The organism is Winogradskyella sp., assembly GCF_016744625.1.
Classification (GTDB): domain Bacteria; phylum Bacteroidota; class Bacteroidia; order Flavobacteriales; family Flavobacteriaceae; genus Winogradskyella.
Window position 1 is genome coordinate 1 of the sequence record NZ_JADGDZ010000086.1, and the last position, 14,965, is coordinate 14,965.

At 31.7% G+C, this 14,965-nt stretch carries 16 protein-coding genes; 7 read left to right on the forward strand and 9 right to left on the reverse strand.

The features are described from left to right. Window positions 1-650 precede the first annotated feature (650 nt). The 5 genes from QZZ53_RS14270 to QZZ53_RS14290 form a co-directional block, all read right to left on the reverse strand. Window positions 651-1,412 (reverse strand): RDD family protein, encoded by a 762-nt coding sequence (locus QZZ53_RS14270; protein WP_296385897.1) that lies wholly within the window; start codon window positions 1,410-1,412, stop codon window positions 651-653. Between the two features lie 90 nt (window positions 1,413-1,502). After that, a complete protein-coding gene (locus QZZ53_RS14275) occupies window positions 1,503-2,087 on the reverse strand; it encodes a hypothetical protein (RefSeq protein ID WP_296385900.1) in 585 nt (194 codons plus the stop codon). A 180-nt stretch (window positions 2,088-2,267) separates the two neighbouring features. Next, complete coding sequence (locus QZZ53_RS14280) at window positions 2,268-3,077, reverse strand: hypothetical protein (protein ID WP_296385902.1); 810 nt, start codon at window positions 3,075-3,077, stop codon at window positions 2,268-2,270. 99 nt (window positions 3,078-3,176) lie between these two features. Further along, window positions 3,177-4,661 (reverse strand): phospholipase D family protein, encoded by a 1,485-nt coding sequence (locus QZZ53_RS14285; RefSeq protein ID WP_296385904.1) that lies wholly within the window; start codon window positions 4,659-4,661, stop codon window positions 3,177-3,179. Window positions 4,662-4,864: 203 nt separating this feature from the next. After that, window positions 4,865-6,904 (reverse strand): dihydrofolate reductase, encoded by a 2,040-nt coding sequence (locus QZZ53_RS14290; protein ID WP_296385906.1) that lies wholly within the window; start codon window positions 6,902-6,904, stop codon window positions 4,865-4,867. 94 nt (window positions 6,905-6,998) lie between these two features. Between QZZ53_RS14290 and QZZ53_RS14295 the strand changes: the two genes are divergently transcribed. Next, complete coding sequence (locus QZZ53_RS14295; RefSeq protein ID WP_296385908.1) at window positions 6,999-8,018, forward strand: SRPBCC family protein; 1,020 nt, start codon at window positions 6,999-7,001, stop codon at window positions 8,016-8,018. Window positions 8,019-8,116: 98 nt separating this feature from the next. Next, entirely contained in the window at window positions 8,117-8,485 is a 369-nt protein-coding gene (crcB, locus tag QZZ53_RS14300; RefSeq protein WP_296385911.1) for a fluoride efflux transporter CrcB, read from the forward strand. Here crcB and QZZ53_RS14305 read toward each other — a convergent pair. Then, window positions 8,482-9,084: a DUF1684 domain-containing protein gene (locus QZZ53_RS14305; RefSeq protein WP_296385913.1), complete on the reverse strand. Its 603-nt coding sequence runs from the start codon at window positions 9,082-9,084 to the stop codon at window positions 8,482-8,484. The genes crcB and QZZ53_RS14305 overlap by 4 nt on opposite strands. A gap of 398 nt (window positions 9,085-9,482) precedes the next feature. Between QZZ53_RS14305 and QZZ53_RS14310 the strand changes: the two genes are divergently transcribed. From QZZ53_RS14310 to QZZ53_RS14325, 4 genes are read left to right on the forward strand one after another with little or no spacing between them, the layout of a single operon-like run. Next, a complete protein-coding gene (locus QZZ53_RS14310; RefSeq protein WP_296385915.1) occupies window positions 9,483-10,688 on the forward strand; it encodes an MFS transporter in 1,206 nt (401 codons plus the stop codon). Next, window positions 10,685-11,062: a VOC family protein gene (locus tag QZZ53_RS14315; RefSeq protein ID WP_296385917.1), complete on the forward strand. Its 378-nt coding sequence runs from the start codon at window positions 10,685-10,687 to the stop codon at window positions 11,060-11,062. The genes QZZ53_RS14310 and QZZ53_RS14315 overlap by 4 nt, the downstream gene beginning before the upstream one ends. Window positions 11,063-11,119: 57 nt before the next feature. Further along, entirely contained in the window at window positions 11,120-11,875 is a 756-nt protein-coding gene (locus tag QZZ53_RS14320) for a DJ-1/PfpI family protein (protein WP_296385919.1), read from the forward strand. Window positions 11,876-11,884: 9 nt separating this feature from the next. Further along, window positions 11,885-12,463 (forward strand): hypothetical protein, encoded by a 579-nt coding sequence (locus QZZ53_RS14325; protein ID WP_296385921.1) that lies wholly within the window; start codon window positions 11,885-11,887, stop codon window positions 12,461-12,463. A gap of 5 nt (window positions 12,464-12,468) precedes the next feature. Here QZZ53_RS14325 and QZZ53_RS14330 read toward each other — a convergent pair whose 3' ends face one another. Continuing rightward, entirely contained in the window at window positions 12,469-12,912 is a 444-nt protein-coding gene (locus tag QZZ53_RS14330; protein ID WP_296385924.1) for an Lrp/AsnC family transcriptional regulator, read from the reverse strand. A gap of 117 nt (window positions 12,913-13,029) precedes the next feature. Here QZZ53_RS14330 and QZZ53_RS14335 point away from each other — a divergent pair, with 117 nt between their 5' ends. Further along, window positions 13,030-13,425 (forward strand): hypothetical protein, encoded by a 396-nt coding sequence (locus QZZ53_RS14335; RefSeq protein ID WP_296385926.1) that lies wholly within the window; start codon window positions 13,030-13,032, stop codon window positions 13,423-13,425. Window positions 13,426-13,441: 16 nt separating this feature from the next. On the opposite strand, the gene QZZ53_RS14340 is transcribed toward QZZ53_RS14335, so the two are convergent. Both QZZ53_RS14340 and QZZ53_RS14345 read right to left on the reverse strand, forming a co-directional pair. Next, window positions 13,442-14,056 carry a DEAD/DEAH box helicase gene (locus QZZ53_RS14340; protein WP_296385928.1) on the reverse strand — a complete coding sequence of 205 codons (615 nt, stop codon included), beginning with the start codon at window positions 14,054-14,056 and terminating at the stop codon, window positions 13,442-13,444. 60 nt (window positions 14,057-14,116) lie between these two features. Then, window positions 14,117-14,656, reverse strand: a complete 540-nt coding sequence (locus tag QZZ53_RS14345) for a sigma-70 family RNA polymerase sigma factor (RefSeq protein WP_296385931.1) — start codon at window positions 14,654-14,656, stop codon at window positions 14,117-14,119. Between the last annotated feature and the right edge of the window lie 309 nt (window positions 14,657-14,965).

Here is a 14,965-nt window from a genome sequence, read left to right on the forward strand (position 1 = left end):
GGATTTTACTAGCCAGAGTTGTGTTACAAATACACAAAGAGAACTAAACTTACTAAAAATCAATTAGTTAAAAATTAGTATCTTTAATATTCAAAAGTGATATGATTAGAGAATATTAACTAAAACAAAAGGATTTGGCAGAATTAAATAATTTAAGACTAAGTGCAAGAGGAAGTGGTCGGAGAGCTGTTTTTTATATTACCGGAACAATAGATTATGACACCTCTGATTTAAGTAGAAATGGAATATTACTATTTCTTTTTTTTACGGAGATGATGGAGGTTCTAGCCAAAATATTGTTGGTAAAATTCTATGGTCAACTAGAGGACAATCATTCACTGAGAGAGATGGTTTAGAAGCATGGAGGTTTTCATCACCTACTGGTAGGCAAACACGATTTATTTTTAGAAGAGAAAATGAAAATAGAAGATGGACACGTCGCAGTTTTAATGAGGATAAACCTGGACGAGATGAAATTTATGCTTGGGCTCAACTAAGAAATGCTGATGGTTCTGATATTTCTGAAGGTCAAAGAAGTAATAATGTATCAGGTAGGTTCTGATGAGTTGCAGGAATATTAATGTTTTAAAATACAAACAAGGCAGAAAATCCATGAGGATTTTCGTAAATTGGCTTAAACTAGTAATTACTTATTTTCTCATATCTATTAATTTCCACTCTCCATTCGGTTCCTTGGTTAGAAAAACGCCTACGTTTACATCTTTTTCATTACCGAGTACTTTAATTTCTAATTGCGCCTGACCATTTCCGTTTGAAATACTAACATTGCCTGTTGGCATCATTCCGTAACCTTTTATTCCGCCAGTTTTAGATATAATGTCTTCATTCCGCTCAATTTCTGTAATTGCCAGTTTATACGCATCAGAATTTTTCATTGCAGCACCAGCAAACAAAAATGTAAACACAAAAAAAATAAGCCCAACTCCAGCTAATGCTATTATTCTAGGGGATTTTGTCGGTTTATTAGGATTCTTAACAACAATTGTTTTTGCTATATTATCTCCAAGCCTTTTTTTCTCTTGACTTGCAGCAAGCACGATAAATTCTACTGGCCAAATTATCATAAATATATTTCGAAGAAACAATCTACTAAATGATGGTACTTCACTTGGATTCTCTACATCACGTATCATAATTCCCATAATCCATTTACCAATACTTATGCCTTTTATAGTATCTTTTGAAAAGTATAATATAAGCCCAATAAGCATTGTTGGCAACATTCTAGATGCTAGATTACTGAAATTATTTTCGTTCATAAAATCTGTACCAAGAGACAGAAATACAATGGCAACTATTAAAAAAGTCATTGCAAAGTGGTCAATAAAATATGCTGAAATCCGTCTTTTCCTACTTGATAGTTGGTGTTTATCTTCGAAGTTTTTTGTCATTTGTTGTAGGTTTATTTTTTAAAAAATCTGCTAGGATATTTAAGTAGGCTAGAACCAAGCAATTAATTACACATGGTGTTTACGTATTTTTTATTCAGATTTATTTTCTATTTCCATCGTCAAATCAATAGGATTATATTCAAAAGCCCCATTGTTACTTGGACAACAATTCGCATCTTCTTCAGACCACGCAAAATATTCACCAATTATAGTTTTACCAAGACCTTTGTAATGAATATATATCTTATAAACTCCAGAGATTTCAATTTCTGCTAATTTTGTTTGTATTTCGTTTTCGATTGTTTGAGTGATGTTTTTATTTGTAAGAAACTCACCATTATTAGAATAAATTAACATTCCGAAATCTGAACCAGACCCGCTTCCACCAACGCAATTTTCAGCGGAAAAATAGAAAAGCCCGTCTTTAATTCCGTCAGAATTAAAATCAGATTCGCTTGATTGAATTTCTTGTAATCCTAAATACGCTTTTGGATTTTCTTCTTGCCATTTTTGCGAATTATTATCTTCTCTACATGGATTTCCAACTTCTCCATTTGTGACAAGTTCTTTTTTCCATTTTTCAGTTTCATTTATAAAATCAGTTGCTTTTTGTTGTGCGTTACAACTGTAGGTCATAAGTCCAATTGCAATAATTGGGATAATGTTTTTTTTCATAGATTTTGTTTAATTATTATATTTCGATGTTTTTCTTTAAAGTGTTTGTATATGGAAATTTGTGTGTTTACGTGCGAGGATTTTCCGAAAGAAAAATTAGATGAAGTAAATATACAACCACCTTAGTTTAAACCATAAACCAGCATTTTTTTATATACGTTGTTAGCAAATGGCTTTATTCTAAAATGCTCCTAAATACCATAGTCCATTTCGCTTAATCATCTTCACTTTTTCGAGTCGATTAGCACTTGCGCCAAATGCAAATTCAAGTTCCGCTTTGTCTCCATTAATTTTAGCTTTTCCAATTACTCGACCATTTTCAAATTCCCTTTTCAAATCCTCCTGCTGTTTTTCCATTAACATTTCCGCGTAACAGATTTGGTTAACGTCAGAGTCGTTTTCTCCATAAGGATCGCATAAATTTCTGAAATTAGAAAAATCTCTTTTTTTAGCTGATTCAAAAATATATTCCATTACGCTTGCAGGATTTTTTTGGAAGTCAAATGTCTTATGATATTCTAATTGGGCTATTTCATTTTTTATTTTTTCTCCGTAGTTACGAATTTCACTAAGTTGACTTCTCGCTTCTTGAAGTTGTTTTTCTTTAGTTGAAGAAGAACGACCAATTTTAAATTGGTTTATTTCTCTAATATTTTGTTCACCTTTTTCAAGAGCTTGAGGTAATCTTTGAAGTTGAAAATTCAATTCAGTTATTTTCTTTCTTTTACCGACATTTACTTTTTGTTCGTGAACTTTATTTAATTCAGCTTTTTTTGCATTAATTTCACTTTCCTCTTCTCGTTTAGTTTTTTCTGCTAATTCAAGTTTGGTTTTTTCTAATTCAACCTTTATTTTTTCCAGTTCTATTTCCTCTTTACTTTTTCCACAAGAGCTTAAAATAAAAAGTGTAAATAAAAAGAAAATATACTTTTTAATCATATGTTTTATCTTTAGTTTAAATGCTTCTTCAGCTTGTTGCCAACTCGACATAAAAGTATAAAAGTAATAATTTCTTACAAGAATTCTATACGTATAACTACGTATTTTATAATTAAAAAAGAGTTTAAATTACCTCAACATTTGTATAGATTACAAAATAGATTTTGGTAATATTTTTCGCGTCCAAGTTTTTAAACGCTTGTAGTTATCTACTTTAGAATCTGGGTTAAAGTCTAAAGTGGTTTCCCAAGAGTTTTCGGGTTTAAACTCTATTTCCATGCCTTCTAAAACACCTTTAGAAATCTGCTCAGAATTTACAATAACAATGCATTCGGTGTTTAAATTGGCACTTCTAGGATCGACATTAAAGGTGCCAATCACTGTTATTTTATTATCTATAACCATGGATTTGGCATGCAATCCAAAAATTGGTTTATAATCTAGTTTTTCTTGTAGTTCGCCTGTCATAATTTTTGTGCGTTCTACAGCATCTGGTCTAAATTCAAAAATTCGCACTCCAGTTTTCAGTAACTTCTTTCTATCACTTTGATAACTGCTAAAGGCTTCTACATTATCTGTAGATGCTAAACTATTGGTGAGTATTCTAATTTTTACTCCGCGTTCTACAGCGTCTTTAAATAGGTTATGAGATAATGCTGTAGTAATTAAATACGGAGTTTGAATCTCAATAGACGACTTTGCATTTTTAACCAAATCTATTAGCGCAGTGGTAGAGATTCCGCCTCCACCTAAACCGCTTTCTCCATCATTTTTCCCTGGATCGTCTGAGATAAACTCTACATCATCTAACCATACTAATTTACCAGAATCATTAATAGTTTTAAACGTACTCGGCAAATTTGTAATACGTTCTCTTACTTGTGGCCAAAAGTTTTCTGGATTACAGGCATATTCGTGAAGCTTATTAAAACGATTTTCTTCAGTTGTATTTTCTGGTGCATCATCAACGACTGTTGTTACATCTTTACTCAGTGTGCTATTCCAGAATTGGTCAAAAGATGTATTTATAGTTTTAGATACTTTTCCTAATAATAGGATATCTCTGTCTCTAAAATTATACTCATGGTCGTAATCAAAATATTCGTCTGCAATATTGCGACCTCCAGTAATTACCACTTTGCCATCGACGATAAACGTTTTGTTGTGCATACGTTGATTAGCATCTCTAAAATCGGTTGCAAATTTCTTGATTTTCCCTAAGATATTCTTTCCTAAATTGACTCCAGGATTATAAATCTTTACTGAAATATTTTCGTGCGACGCAAAGGTTAGAATGTCTTGCACATCTGCATCTACCATAATATCATCGACTAGAATCCTAACTTTAACTCCACGATCTGCTGCTCTTATTAAATAATCACAGGCAATGAGACCTACATTATCTGTAGAAAAAATGAAGTATTGGATGTCTATCGTTTTTTCTGCGTATTCGCTTAACCACGCTCTAGCAACCATAGAACCACTTCCATCTTCTAAAACATAAACTCCCGTTTTAGTAGTCATTTGCTCTGCAACTCCTTCTAATTCTTTAGAAAGTGAAGTACTTTCATTTCTATGTATATCTGAACAAAAATCTGTTTCTGGAGTTTCTTTCTGGTCATTATTACAAGCCATTAGTACCGCCAAAGAGATTATAAAACAAAATTTCAATTTTAGAATTGGCGTTATGGATTTTTGCATATCTACTATAAATGTATGTTATCTCAAAAGTGCAAATCACTTATGGCAACCGTTTCTTCGTAAATATAAAAAAAAGCACCTACATTTCTATAAGTGCTTTTCTAATTAAAAACTCATAAAGAGTTCTTTATAATTTACTAATTTACATCTGGAAGATGGTTATAATTTTTGCTGTAATACAACATCTGCTTATCGTAAGCTTCTGGTTGTGTTACTTTAATAGCGGTTATTTCACCAGCATCATTTAATTCTGGTACTAAAACAGGATTTACAAAACCACTATATGGTGCAGCTGTAAATTGCTTATTACGTTCTAAAACCTCTGCATGAATTGCTTGGTCTACTTTTACTCCATAACCTTCAACTAAAGCTTCAACAGCAACATAATCGCCTTCAGACTTAATACGTTGTGTTTCTCTTAATAACTGACCGAATAAGTCGTGTAACTTATCGTAATCTGTAATATTAAAATAAGTCTTTCCGTCTCTTGTTACTTTTTCAATAACGTTATCTGCTTTTCCTTTTTCGAAAGCCCAAGCAGAAACCCATTGTCTGTTTCTCATGTGTGCTTCTTCAACATCGTCACCAATATTCAAACGAATTAATTGTGTCATTAATCCATTTCTTATGTAACCATCGTAAGCTGCCATTCCTATTTTTTTCCAATCCTTTACTAAACCAAGGTCTTGCAATTTAGAATCGTATAAATAATATAAGCCAACTAAATCTGCACGTCCTTCTTCTAGCGTAGATGCATAGTTTTTTAAAGTCTCTTTTGTTTCTCCAACACCTTTATTTAATTGTCCTGATGCATGACCAATCACTTCGTGTAATGCCGTATGTAACTTATCTGCTTTTCCTCCGAATTCTTCTTCTAACTTTAATTCTTCTTCATCGTGGACAAACTCTTTTAAACGACCTGTACTACCAGCATTAGCATAAGCGTAAGTAATGTTTCCTAAAGACACAGACTTACTTCCTACTTCTTTACGTATCCAGTTAGCGTTTGGTAAATTCACACCAATTGGTGTACTTGGTGACGCATCACCTGCTTCACCTGCAACTGTTACAACTTTGTAACTTACACCTACTACATTCGCTTTTTTATGAGCATCCATTAATGGTGAATTATCTTCAAACCATTGTGCATTTTCAGACAATACAGCCATCTTTGTTGACATATCAAAATCATTGATTTGTACAATTGTCTCATAAGAACCTCTGTAACCTAATGGATCATTATACACTTCGATAAAACTGTTAATATAGTCTACGTTACCAGCAGTTGCTGCTGTCCAAGCGACATTATAATCGTCCCAAGTCTGCAAATCTCCTGTTTTATAATATTTAATCAATAAATCAATCGCATTACCTTGTGCATCATTCTCAGCTACTCCTCTAGCTTTTCCTAACCATTCGATAATATTGTCTATCGCAGCTCCATATAAACCACCAGACTTATAAACGCGCTCTTTTAAAACACCATCTTCTTTTACTAATTGAGAGTTTAAACCATAAGACAATGGTCTATCTGGATTTGGTGACTTTTTATTCTTGTAGAAATTAATCACATCATCACTAGTAACATCTGGTCCGTAAAAGTTTACAGCAGATAAAGCGACATTATCAACACCTTTAGCCTGATTTACTTTTTTAGCATCTTCAGCATTAAACATAGCATTAAATGCTGCTCCATCTAGCTTTGTATTTGTTGCTTTAAGTAACTCATTTAAATAGTCTTGAGTAAAACCTGGTGTTAACTTATCATTAGAATAATGATGGTGAATCCCATTACTAAACCATACACGTTTTAAATAAACAGTGAAATTTTTCCAATCAACAGACCCTTTATCTCCACTATATTCGTTATAAATATTTTCTAAAGCACGTCTAATTTTAAGGTTGTGTCTGTAATTCTGATCCCACATAATATCGCGACCAGCAAGACCAGCTTCCGTTAAATAATAAACTAATTTTTGTTCTTTTAAACTGAGACCTTCCCAACCTGGAATTTGATAGCGAAGAATCTTAATATCAGCAAATTGCTCTACATTAAAACTAAATTCTGTAGTCGTTTTTTCTACAGATTCTTCTACAGATTCTTCTTTAACATCACTCTTACAAGCCACAATTAATAGGGCAAAAAGGCAAATTTTAAATAATGATTTTAAGTTCATATTGTTCGTTTTATTTAGTTGTACACAAATGTAACATATATATCACATATCATAAAATTACTATCTTTGAATAACAACTATATTTAATCTAAGAATGAAAACCCTTAAATACATCTTACTCTTATTGCTTATATTGATTATTGGCTTTTCAATATACATTGCAGTACAACCAAATTCTTTTAACGTTACCAGAACTAAGACTATAAATGCACCACAATCTGTGGTCTATACTAATGTCATTGATTTTAAGAACTGGGAAGCTTGGAACTCTTGGAAAGAAGAAAAACCTGAAACGGTAATTACTCTATCAGAACAAACCAAAGGTATTGGTGGTTCTTATACTTGGGAAGATGAAGACGGAGTTGGAGGTATGAAAACAATTGCAACTGAGCCGATGAACTCAATAACGCAAGAGATGCAATTTGGTGATAATCCTAATTCTGAAGTAACTTGGAACTTAAAACCCAACGAAGATGGCACAACAGAAGTAACATGGAGTATTAAAGGCGAGAACTTGCCTTTTGTATTTAAAATGTATTCTACAGCAATGGGAGGCATGGAAAAATTAATAGGTCCTCATTTTGAACGTGGTCTCACCATGTTAGATAGTGTATTACAAGACGAAATGAAAGTTTATAACATTAATGTTGATGGTATTACACAACACAGTGGTGGTTATTATATTTATAAAACAGCGTCATGCAAATTAAGTGAGTTTCAAAAAAACATGAAACAAATGCTATCTGAAGTTGGCGCTTATGCTATGACACATAATGTAACTATGGCAGGACCACCTTTTATTTTATACCACAAATGGGATGAAGAAAATGATGCTGCAATATTCTCAACCTGTGTGCCAACAAATTCTAAGATTGTATCTAATGAATCTGATATTTTAACTGGGAAACTAGAATCCTTTAGAGCTGTAAAAACGATCTTAAAAGGTGATTACAAAAATCTTAAAGAAGCATGGGAAGCTAGCATGACATATATTTCTGATAATAATTTAGAAATGATTGAAGGAGGTTCAATGCTTGAAACGTATTTAACAGACCCAATGAGTCACCCAAATCCTGCGGATTGGGTTACTGAGATTTATATAGCTATAAAATAATTATTCACTACTGTCAGTTCGAGCGTAGTCGAGAACTTCTTAAACATCACAACTACGCTCGATGTGACAGTTTTTTCCATATGATGGTATAAAATAATATGAAACAATTAATACTCGTATTTGTAGGTGGTGGCTTTGGTAGTGTACTCCGCTTTATTATTGGGAAATGGTTAAATAATTCTGAAAATGGAATTCCTTATGGCACATTTGCCGCTAACATTATAGGAAGTTTATTAATTGGTGTTATACTTGGTTTAGCTGCAAAAAATGAAACTTTATCTCAGAGTCAGACCTTACTTTTAGCCACAGGTTTTTGTGGTGGTTTTACTACATTTTCGACCTTTGCATATGAAAACCATGTGTTTTTAAAATCTGGCGACTTTACCAGTTTCGCACTTTATACAATAGCCAGTTTTGTAATTGGTTTTTTAGCTGTTTTCTTTGGAATGTATTTGGTGAAGGCCTAATGCTTTTTAAAAGCCATTACTCCAGCTTCAATCTCTAAATCCAAATAATTAGCTCTAGGCACAATCGGACAAGAATACTTATCATTATAAGCACAATACGGATTATAAGCCGTATTAAAATCTATAATTATTGTGTCTCCTTCAGGAATTCTAGCTTCGGTATATCGTCCACCAGAATAACTTCCATTTCCGTTTGTATTATCTAAAAATGGCAGAAACAAATAGTCTTCGTAACCTTCCTCCTCTAATAAGCCAAGGTTTTGATATATATTTAATTGGTATTCTTCACATTTTAAAGTAAAAGTAATCACTCCATACTGAACATAATCTGGTCGACGTTCTGTAGTGGTTTTCATTTTGAAAGGTTTAGCATCTGGTGTTCTTTTCAATTTTGCTTTGACCACATAAGCAGAATCGAACTTATAGAAATCAAGACCAGTAAAACTCTTTCTATCTTTATCCTTCATCGGAGACTTAGTTGCATCCTTAAAATCTGCATTCATTTCTTTTTGCCATTCTGTTTCTTCATTTAAAAGTTGTTTTTCTTGTGCACAACTAAACGAAAAAATCACTAAAAAAAATAATACCAAATTCTTCATTTCAAACTATTTTAGAATTCAAAAATACGACAATACCCCTTCTTGTTTGAAATGATAGCAAAATAAAATGGTGATTTTTTTCTTTGTTCGAAAAATAAAAATTAAGCATAGCCTTAGTTACGGTTCATTTTTTTCTTGAAGTAGAAAGGAAAAAAGGACGTTTTATTACTGTTATTTAAAATTAGAAATGGTACCCATCAAAATTTATTGTAGCTTTGAACCTGTAATAAATATAAAAACAATGTTACAAGTTATTAGATATGCAAAGCAGACCTGTGTGATTTCTACAGAAATTGTTCGGACGCATTATCTATTGTAGCTATACACATATACTATTAAACAATATTTAAAAGTCCGACGTTAACGTCGGACTTTTTATATTTATAACAACCACTAAAATGAAAACTTTATTTAAAAATTACATAAGCACCTTCGATGGACTTTCAAAAGAAGTTTGGTGGCTAGCACTAATTACATTTGTAAATAGAGCTGGCACCATGGTAATTCCATTTTTATCACTTTACTTAACTGACGATTTAGAGTTTACGCTTAAAGATGTGAGTTGGATTATGAGTGCCTTTGGTTTAGGATCTGTTGTTGGTACATGGATAGGAGGGAAACTCACAGATACTATTGGCTATTATAAAGTTATGGCAAGAAGTCTCTTGTCTACTGGTTTTTTATTTATAGCCTTACAATTCTTAAACACTTTTGCTAGTCTTTGTGTAGGTATCTTTTTGGTAATGGTTGTTGCTGATACATTTAGACCAGCAATGTTTGTAGCTATGAGCGTTTATAGTAAACCAGAAAACAAAACAAGATCGGTAACTCTCATCCGTTTAGCAATAAATCTAGGATTTTCTGCAGGACCAGCCATAGGTGGTATCATCATAACTACTATGGGTTATGGAGGTCTGTTTTGGATAGATGGTATTACTTGTATTTTAGCTACACTTCTACTGATTAAAGTGTTGAATCCAAGAGTAGCAAAACCAGTAGATAATATTATTGTTGAAAATCCTGTATCTGTTTACAAGGACAAACCTTTTTGGATATTCTTTGCGGCAATGATCATTTTCGGAATTATATTCTTGCAATATTTCTCTACAATACCATTGTACTATAAAGATATTCACTCGTTGTCAGAATTTGAAATTGGTTTGCTTTTAGGTTTAAATGGCTTGTTTATATTTATATTAGAAATGCCATTAATTAAGTGGCTAGAACATAGCAGATACACAAAAGTTGGACTCATGATTATTGGTCTGATTTTAACAGCATTAAGTTTTTATGTACTTAACCTAACCTCTTGGGTTGGTATATTGCTTATAGGTATGTTGTTAATGACTATTGGTGAAATGATTGCATTTCCGTTTTCTAATGCTTTTGCTATGAGTAGAGCGAAAAAAGGAAAGCAAGGTGAATATTTGTCTATGTATGTGATGTCATTTTCCATAGCTCATATTTTTGGACACAATGCAGGATTACGATTGGTAGATCATTTTGGCTATAATTATACCTGGTACATTATGCTAGGTCTTGGGCTAATTGGAATCTTACTTTTATTGTATTTAAAACGAAGTTTAAAAAAGGAAAATATATGAATTTAAATCAAGTGACAATCTCATCTTTGGATGTTGCAAAATCAACAACATTTTATAAAACATTAGGCTTAAACTTAATTGTAGATGCCTTACCAAGATATGTTCGGTTTGAATGTCCTAATGGAGATTCTACATTTTCAATTCATAGTGTTGATGAACTTCCTGAAGGAAATAAAATAACATTGTATTTTGAAGTTGAGAATCTTTCTAAAACAGTTTCGGAACTCAAAGAAAAAGGTATTACTTTTAATACTGAAATTACTGAACAACCTTGGCTGTGGACTGATGTGAATTTAAAGGATCCTGATGGACATCAGATTATCATTTATAACGCAGGACATAATCGGAAGAATCCACCATGGAGAATTAACTAATTCTGTAGGTTTTGTCATGCTAAACTTGATTCAGCATCTAAGTTTAAAATTTTAAAAATGAATAAAATAATATTACTTTTTATTGTCATATTAATTGCAAGCTGTAATTCTAATCAGGATAAAAAAAATACATCTAGTGAGATTCTGAAACAAGTTCAGAATGATAAGCAGTTTCCTAAGCTAGAGCCTAACCGTTATAACGTAGCTTTCTTAATCATGGATGGTACATTTAACACTGAGCTTACTGCTCCTTTTGATATTTTTCAGCATACCATGTTTAGAGATAGTATAAAAGCCATGAATGTCTTTACTGTTGCTAATACAGATAATCCAATTACCACTTTTGAAGGTATGCGATTATTGCCAGATTATAACTATATCACTGATACGCTTCCAAAAATTGATATTTTAGTTGTACCAAGTGCTGAGCATCATTTAGATTCGGATTTGGAAGACGAAGTAATGTTAGATTTTGTAAAGAAGGTAGATAAAGAAGCTCAATATATAACATCACATTGCGATGGTGCTTTTGTATTAGCCAAAGCTGGCTTATTAGATGATGTCATTTCTACAACTTTCCCTAGTGATATTGACAAAATGCTTGATATGTTCCCAGAATTAGACATTCGAAAAAAAGTTCTCTTTGTACATGATGGTAAATACATCACCTCCGCTGGTGGAGCAAAATCTTTTGAAACTGCATTGTATTTAAGTGAACATTTGTATGGAAAAACTATAGCTCAATCTTTAGCAGATGGTTTGGTTATTGACTGGAATTTAGAAGACGTTCCGCATTTGATTATAAAAAAATAATTTTACCATATGAAATCTATCTTAATTTTATTTGTCATAATTTTTATATCCTGTGGAGCAAAAAACAATACAGATAACGCTGTAAATAACAAATACAATAGAGAATATATTAAATCAATAGATGGTCAGTTTGGCAAAATGGATAATCAAGATTTAAATTTATTCTACAAAGCATTAGAAGAAAACCTTAACATTACTATTGACACTTCTAAAACAATTCTTATCAACTATTTTCAAAAAGGACATAATTGTATTGTAAAATCTAATAATGTAGAATACGAAAAGAATGTATTAAGAAGTTATAAAAATTCTTCTGATAAAATATCTATTAATTACAATGCAAAAAATATTTTAGTATACACAAAAAAATCATTTTTCACAAAATATGCAGATAACAATTCTGGTTGGATTCTAGATAACGGATTTATTAAAAACAATATTTTTATATCTGATAAAAATTGCTCTGGGTTTTTCATAATAAGGACTGATGGGAAATTCTATAAATACTATGGTGAAGATTATTTTTCTATAATAAATAAATTATTGAGAGCAAAAGAATGGGATTATCCAGATAAAATTTTTGAATAGACATTTTATTTTAAAGGCTTCACCTCACTATGCTTAACAACATGAGACAATACGATTTGCGTTTTAGTTTCACCATAACTAATCAGTTGATCTATAAATGACTCAAGGTGTTTTTGGTTTTTTAAGACAACTTCCATCACAATATTTTCGTTGCCAGTAATTCGGTAACAATTTACCACCTCGTCATAGGTCTTTACTTTTTCTAAAAACGGTTTTAACATTCCCATAAAAGCACGCAACGTAATTAAAGCCTTTAGTTGATAACCTACCTCAAAATGGGAAATAAAAGTGGTATAGCCTTCAATAATTTCGGCATCCTCCATCTTCTTAATTCTCTCACTAACAGCAGGTGAGCTTACTCCAACACGTCTTCCAATCTCTGCATTAGACATACGTGCATTCTGTTGAAGGCACTTTAAAATCTTCCAGTTCAGACTATCTACACTCATTTTAAAGTAATATTGCTTTAATAAAATAAAAATTAAAGTAAATATACATAATTACTTTAAATATTAAAGTTAAGTGTAGCTACTAGTTCTTAATTTCGTATGCATTGCTATTGAAAAATGAATTACAACCTACCATCCCATTTATTTGATTTGCCTATTTATAAAAAGGCAATGGATATTATTATGCTTTCTCGAAACATATCAACTTATTTAAATCAAGATTTATCTTATTTAAATTCAGATGGTAAAGAGGATAGTCATATTTATTTTTCAGGCGATATTGTACAGCAATCTACTAATCTAGCTCCAGAGATTATTAATGCGGAGCGCGAACGCTTTTCAGACAAAAAACATAAGCATTTAGAAAGCTTAGATCAATTAACTTATAACCTATACAATAATTGTAAACGTTTAGAGGATTCTAATAGTAATGGTAGAGATTATTTACCTATTCTTCGTGGTGAATTAAAAAAGTTCCGAAAGTTACAACGTAGCTGGATGATGACTTTATAGTTAGTCTAACTATAAATTACTTCTGCTTAACTAATTGTGCATTACTCATAAATGAATTCTGGTAATTTTTTATTTTAGAATTGATCTCATCTGCAATAATCACAAACTGACATTTACTCATACTTTCAGACAACCTTAAAATATAATTATAAGCATTATTTCTACCCAAATAATCCGCATCTTCAACAGCAAATAATTGAATTTCACCAAGATGAATACCATTTAAAAAATAAAGCTTACTTAAACGCGCAGGAGATGCTATAACAATATCTTGACCGTAATACACTTCCGTTTTTTGCTTTTCAATATCATAACCATCATAAAGCGCATAGACTCTTAAATCTGTGTTTTTTGTATATCTTTCAAATTCATCTTTTAACTTTATGACATCAGTTTTATCTTTAGCAACGATAATTGCACGTGGAGAATCTTCAAAAGCAGCAGCTTTTAACTTATGAATAGTTGCAATTATAAGAGCTGTTGTTTTACCACTTCCTTTTGGTGCTATAACATAAGTATCTGCTCCACCTTTTAATGTTGGTAATACTTTTTTCTGAAATGCGTTAGAAGTTTCAAAACCTGCATTTTCTAATGATTCTTTTAATAAAGGATGTAATTTTTTGAAAGACATTTTAATATTATAAAACAATAGCCAGATTCTTAGCTTATCTATTATTCTGCAAAGATACTATTAATGGCATACTTTACAATCTGCTTTGTCTTGTATTTCTCCAACCAAATAACCTTCTTCATTCATCACAAAACCACAACAATCCATAAATCCTTGTGCAATTTGCTTTCTAGCACGTTGTATTTGTGATTTCACTGTTGACAATGGTAGTTTTAATTGATGTGCTATCTCTTGTTGTTTCATTCCTTTTATATCAGACAAAAACAAAGGATCTCTGTATTTTTTTGGTAAGTTTTTTAAGATGCCTCTCAAGCAATCTTGCTCAGAATGTTCATTAATTGTAGCATCCGCTTCTATCTCTAAACCGACTATCTGAAATGTTTTTTTTGATGCCTTAAAATAATCTAAAAGGGTATACCTTGCCACTGAAAACAACCAAGGCTTCAGTTTACTCATGTCTTTTATTGTATGCAACTTGGTGTGCACTTTAATAAAAGTGTCTTGCAAAATATCTTCAGTAATTACTGCATCTTTAACCTTACTTAAAATAAATCGTCTTAAGTCTTCAGCATAAGTTGTCCAAACCTCTTTTGTTGTCATACTATAAATATTTAAAGCCAGTTTAAGCGATTCTCTAAACACTTAAACTGGCGTTAATTTAACAATTACAATTGGTACATGTACAGTTATCACAAGTACAATTGGCACACTGACCATCTTTACAAGATGAACAGTTACAGGTACATTCATTTTTATTTTTCATAATAGAGCCTTCTTAACCCAGTAACAGTTATCTCAAAGTCTTTATCTCTCATTTCATCTTCATACTTATCATATTCTGATTCTATATACACTTCTTTCACCTTCTCAATTCTCCCAGAATAAGCAAACCATAATTGATGGTAAGGA

Coding starts and splice junctions, on each gene's coding strand:
- QZZ53_RS14295 (WP_296385908.1), top strand. CDS start 6,999: ATGAAAACCCTTAAATACATCTTACTCTTATTGCTTATATTGATTATT.
- QZZ53_RS14270 (WP_296385897.1), bottom strand. CDS start 1,412: ATGACAAAAAACTTCGAAGATAAACACCAACTATCAAGTAGGAAAAGA.
- QZZ53_RS14330 (WP_296385924.1), bottom strand. CDS start 12,912: ATGAGTGTAGATAGTCTGAACTGGAAGATTTTAAAGTGCCTTCAACAG.
- QZZ53_RS14275 (WP_296385900.1), bottom strand. CDS start 2,087: ATGAAAAAAAACATTATCCCAATTATTGCAATTGGACTTATGACCTAC.
- QZZ53_RS14345 (WP_296385931.1), bottom strand. CDS start 14,656: ATGACAACAAAAGAGGTTTGGACAACTTATGCTGAAGACTTAAGACGA.
- QZZ53_RS14310 (WP_296385915.1), top strand. CDS start 9,483: ATGAAAACTTTATTTAAAAATTACATAAGCACCTTCGATGGACTTTCA.
- QZZ53_RS14340 (WP_296385928.1), bottom strand. CDS start 14,056: ATGTCTTTCAAAAAATTACATCCTTTATTAAAAGAATCATTAGAAAAT.
- QZZ53_RS14325 (WP_296385921.1), top strand. CDS start 11,885: ATGAAATCTATCTTAATTTTATTTGTCATAATTTTTATATCCTGTGGA.
- QZZ53_RS14290 (WP_296385906.1), bottom strand. CDS start 6,904: ATGAACTTAAAATCATTATTTAAAATTTGCCTTTTTGCCCTATTAATT.
- QZZ53_RS14315 (WP_296385917.1), top strand. CDS start 10,685: ATGAATTTAAATCAAGTGACAATCTCATCTTTGGATGTTGCAAAATCA.
- QZZ53_RS14285 (WP_296385904.1), bottom strand. CDS start 4,661: ATGGCTTGTAATAATGACCAGAAAGAAACTCCAGAAACAGATTTTTGT.
- QZZ53_RS14335 (WP_296385926.1), top strand. CDS start 13,030: ATGAATTACAACCTACCATCCCATTTATTTGATTTGCCTATTTATAAA.
- QZZ53_RS14320 (WP_296385919.1), top strand. CDS start 11,120: ATGAATAAAATAATATTACTTTTTATTGTCATATTAATTGCAAGCTGT.
- crcB (WP_296385911.1), top strand. CDS start 8,117: ATGAAACAATTAATACTCGTATTTGTAGGTGGTGGCTTTGGTAGTGTA.
- QZZ53_RS14280 (WP_296385902.1), bottom strand. CDS start 3,077: ATGTCGAGTTGGCAACAAGCTGAAGAAGCATTTAAACTAAAGATAAAA.
- QZZ53_RS14305 (WP_296385913.1), bottom strand. CDS start 9,084: ATGAAGAATTTGGTATTATTTTTTTTAGTGATTTTTTCGTTTAGTTGT.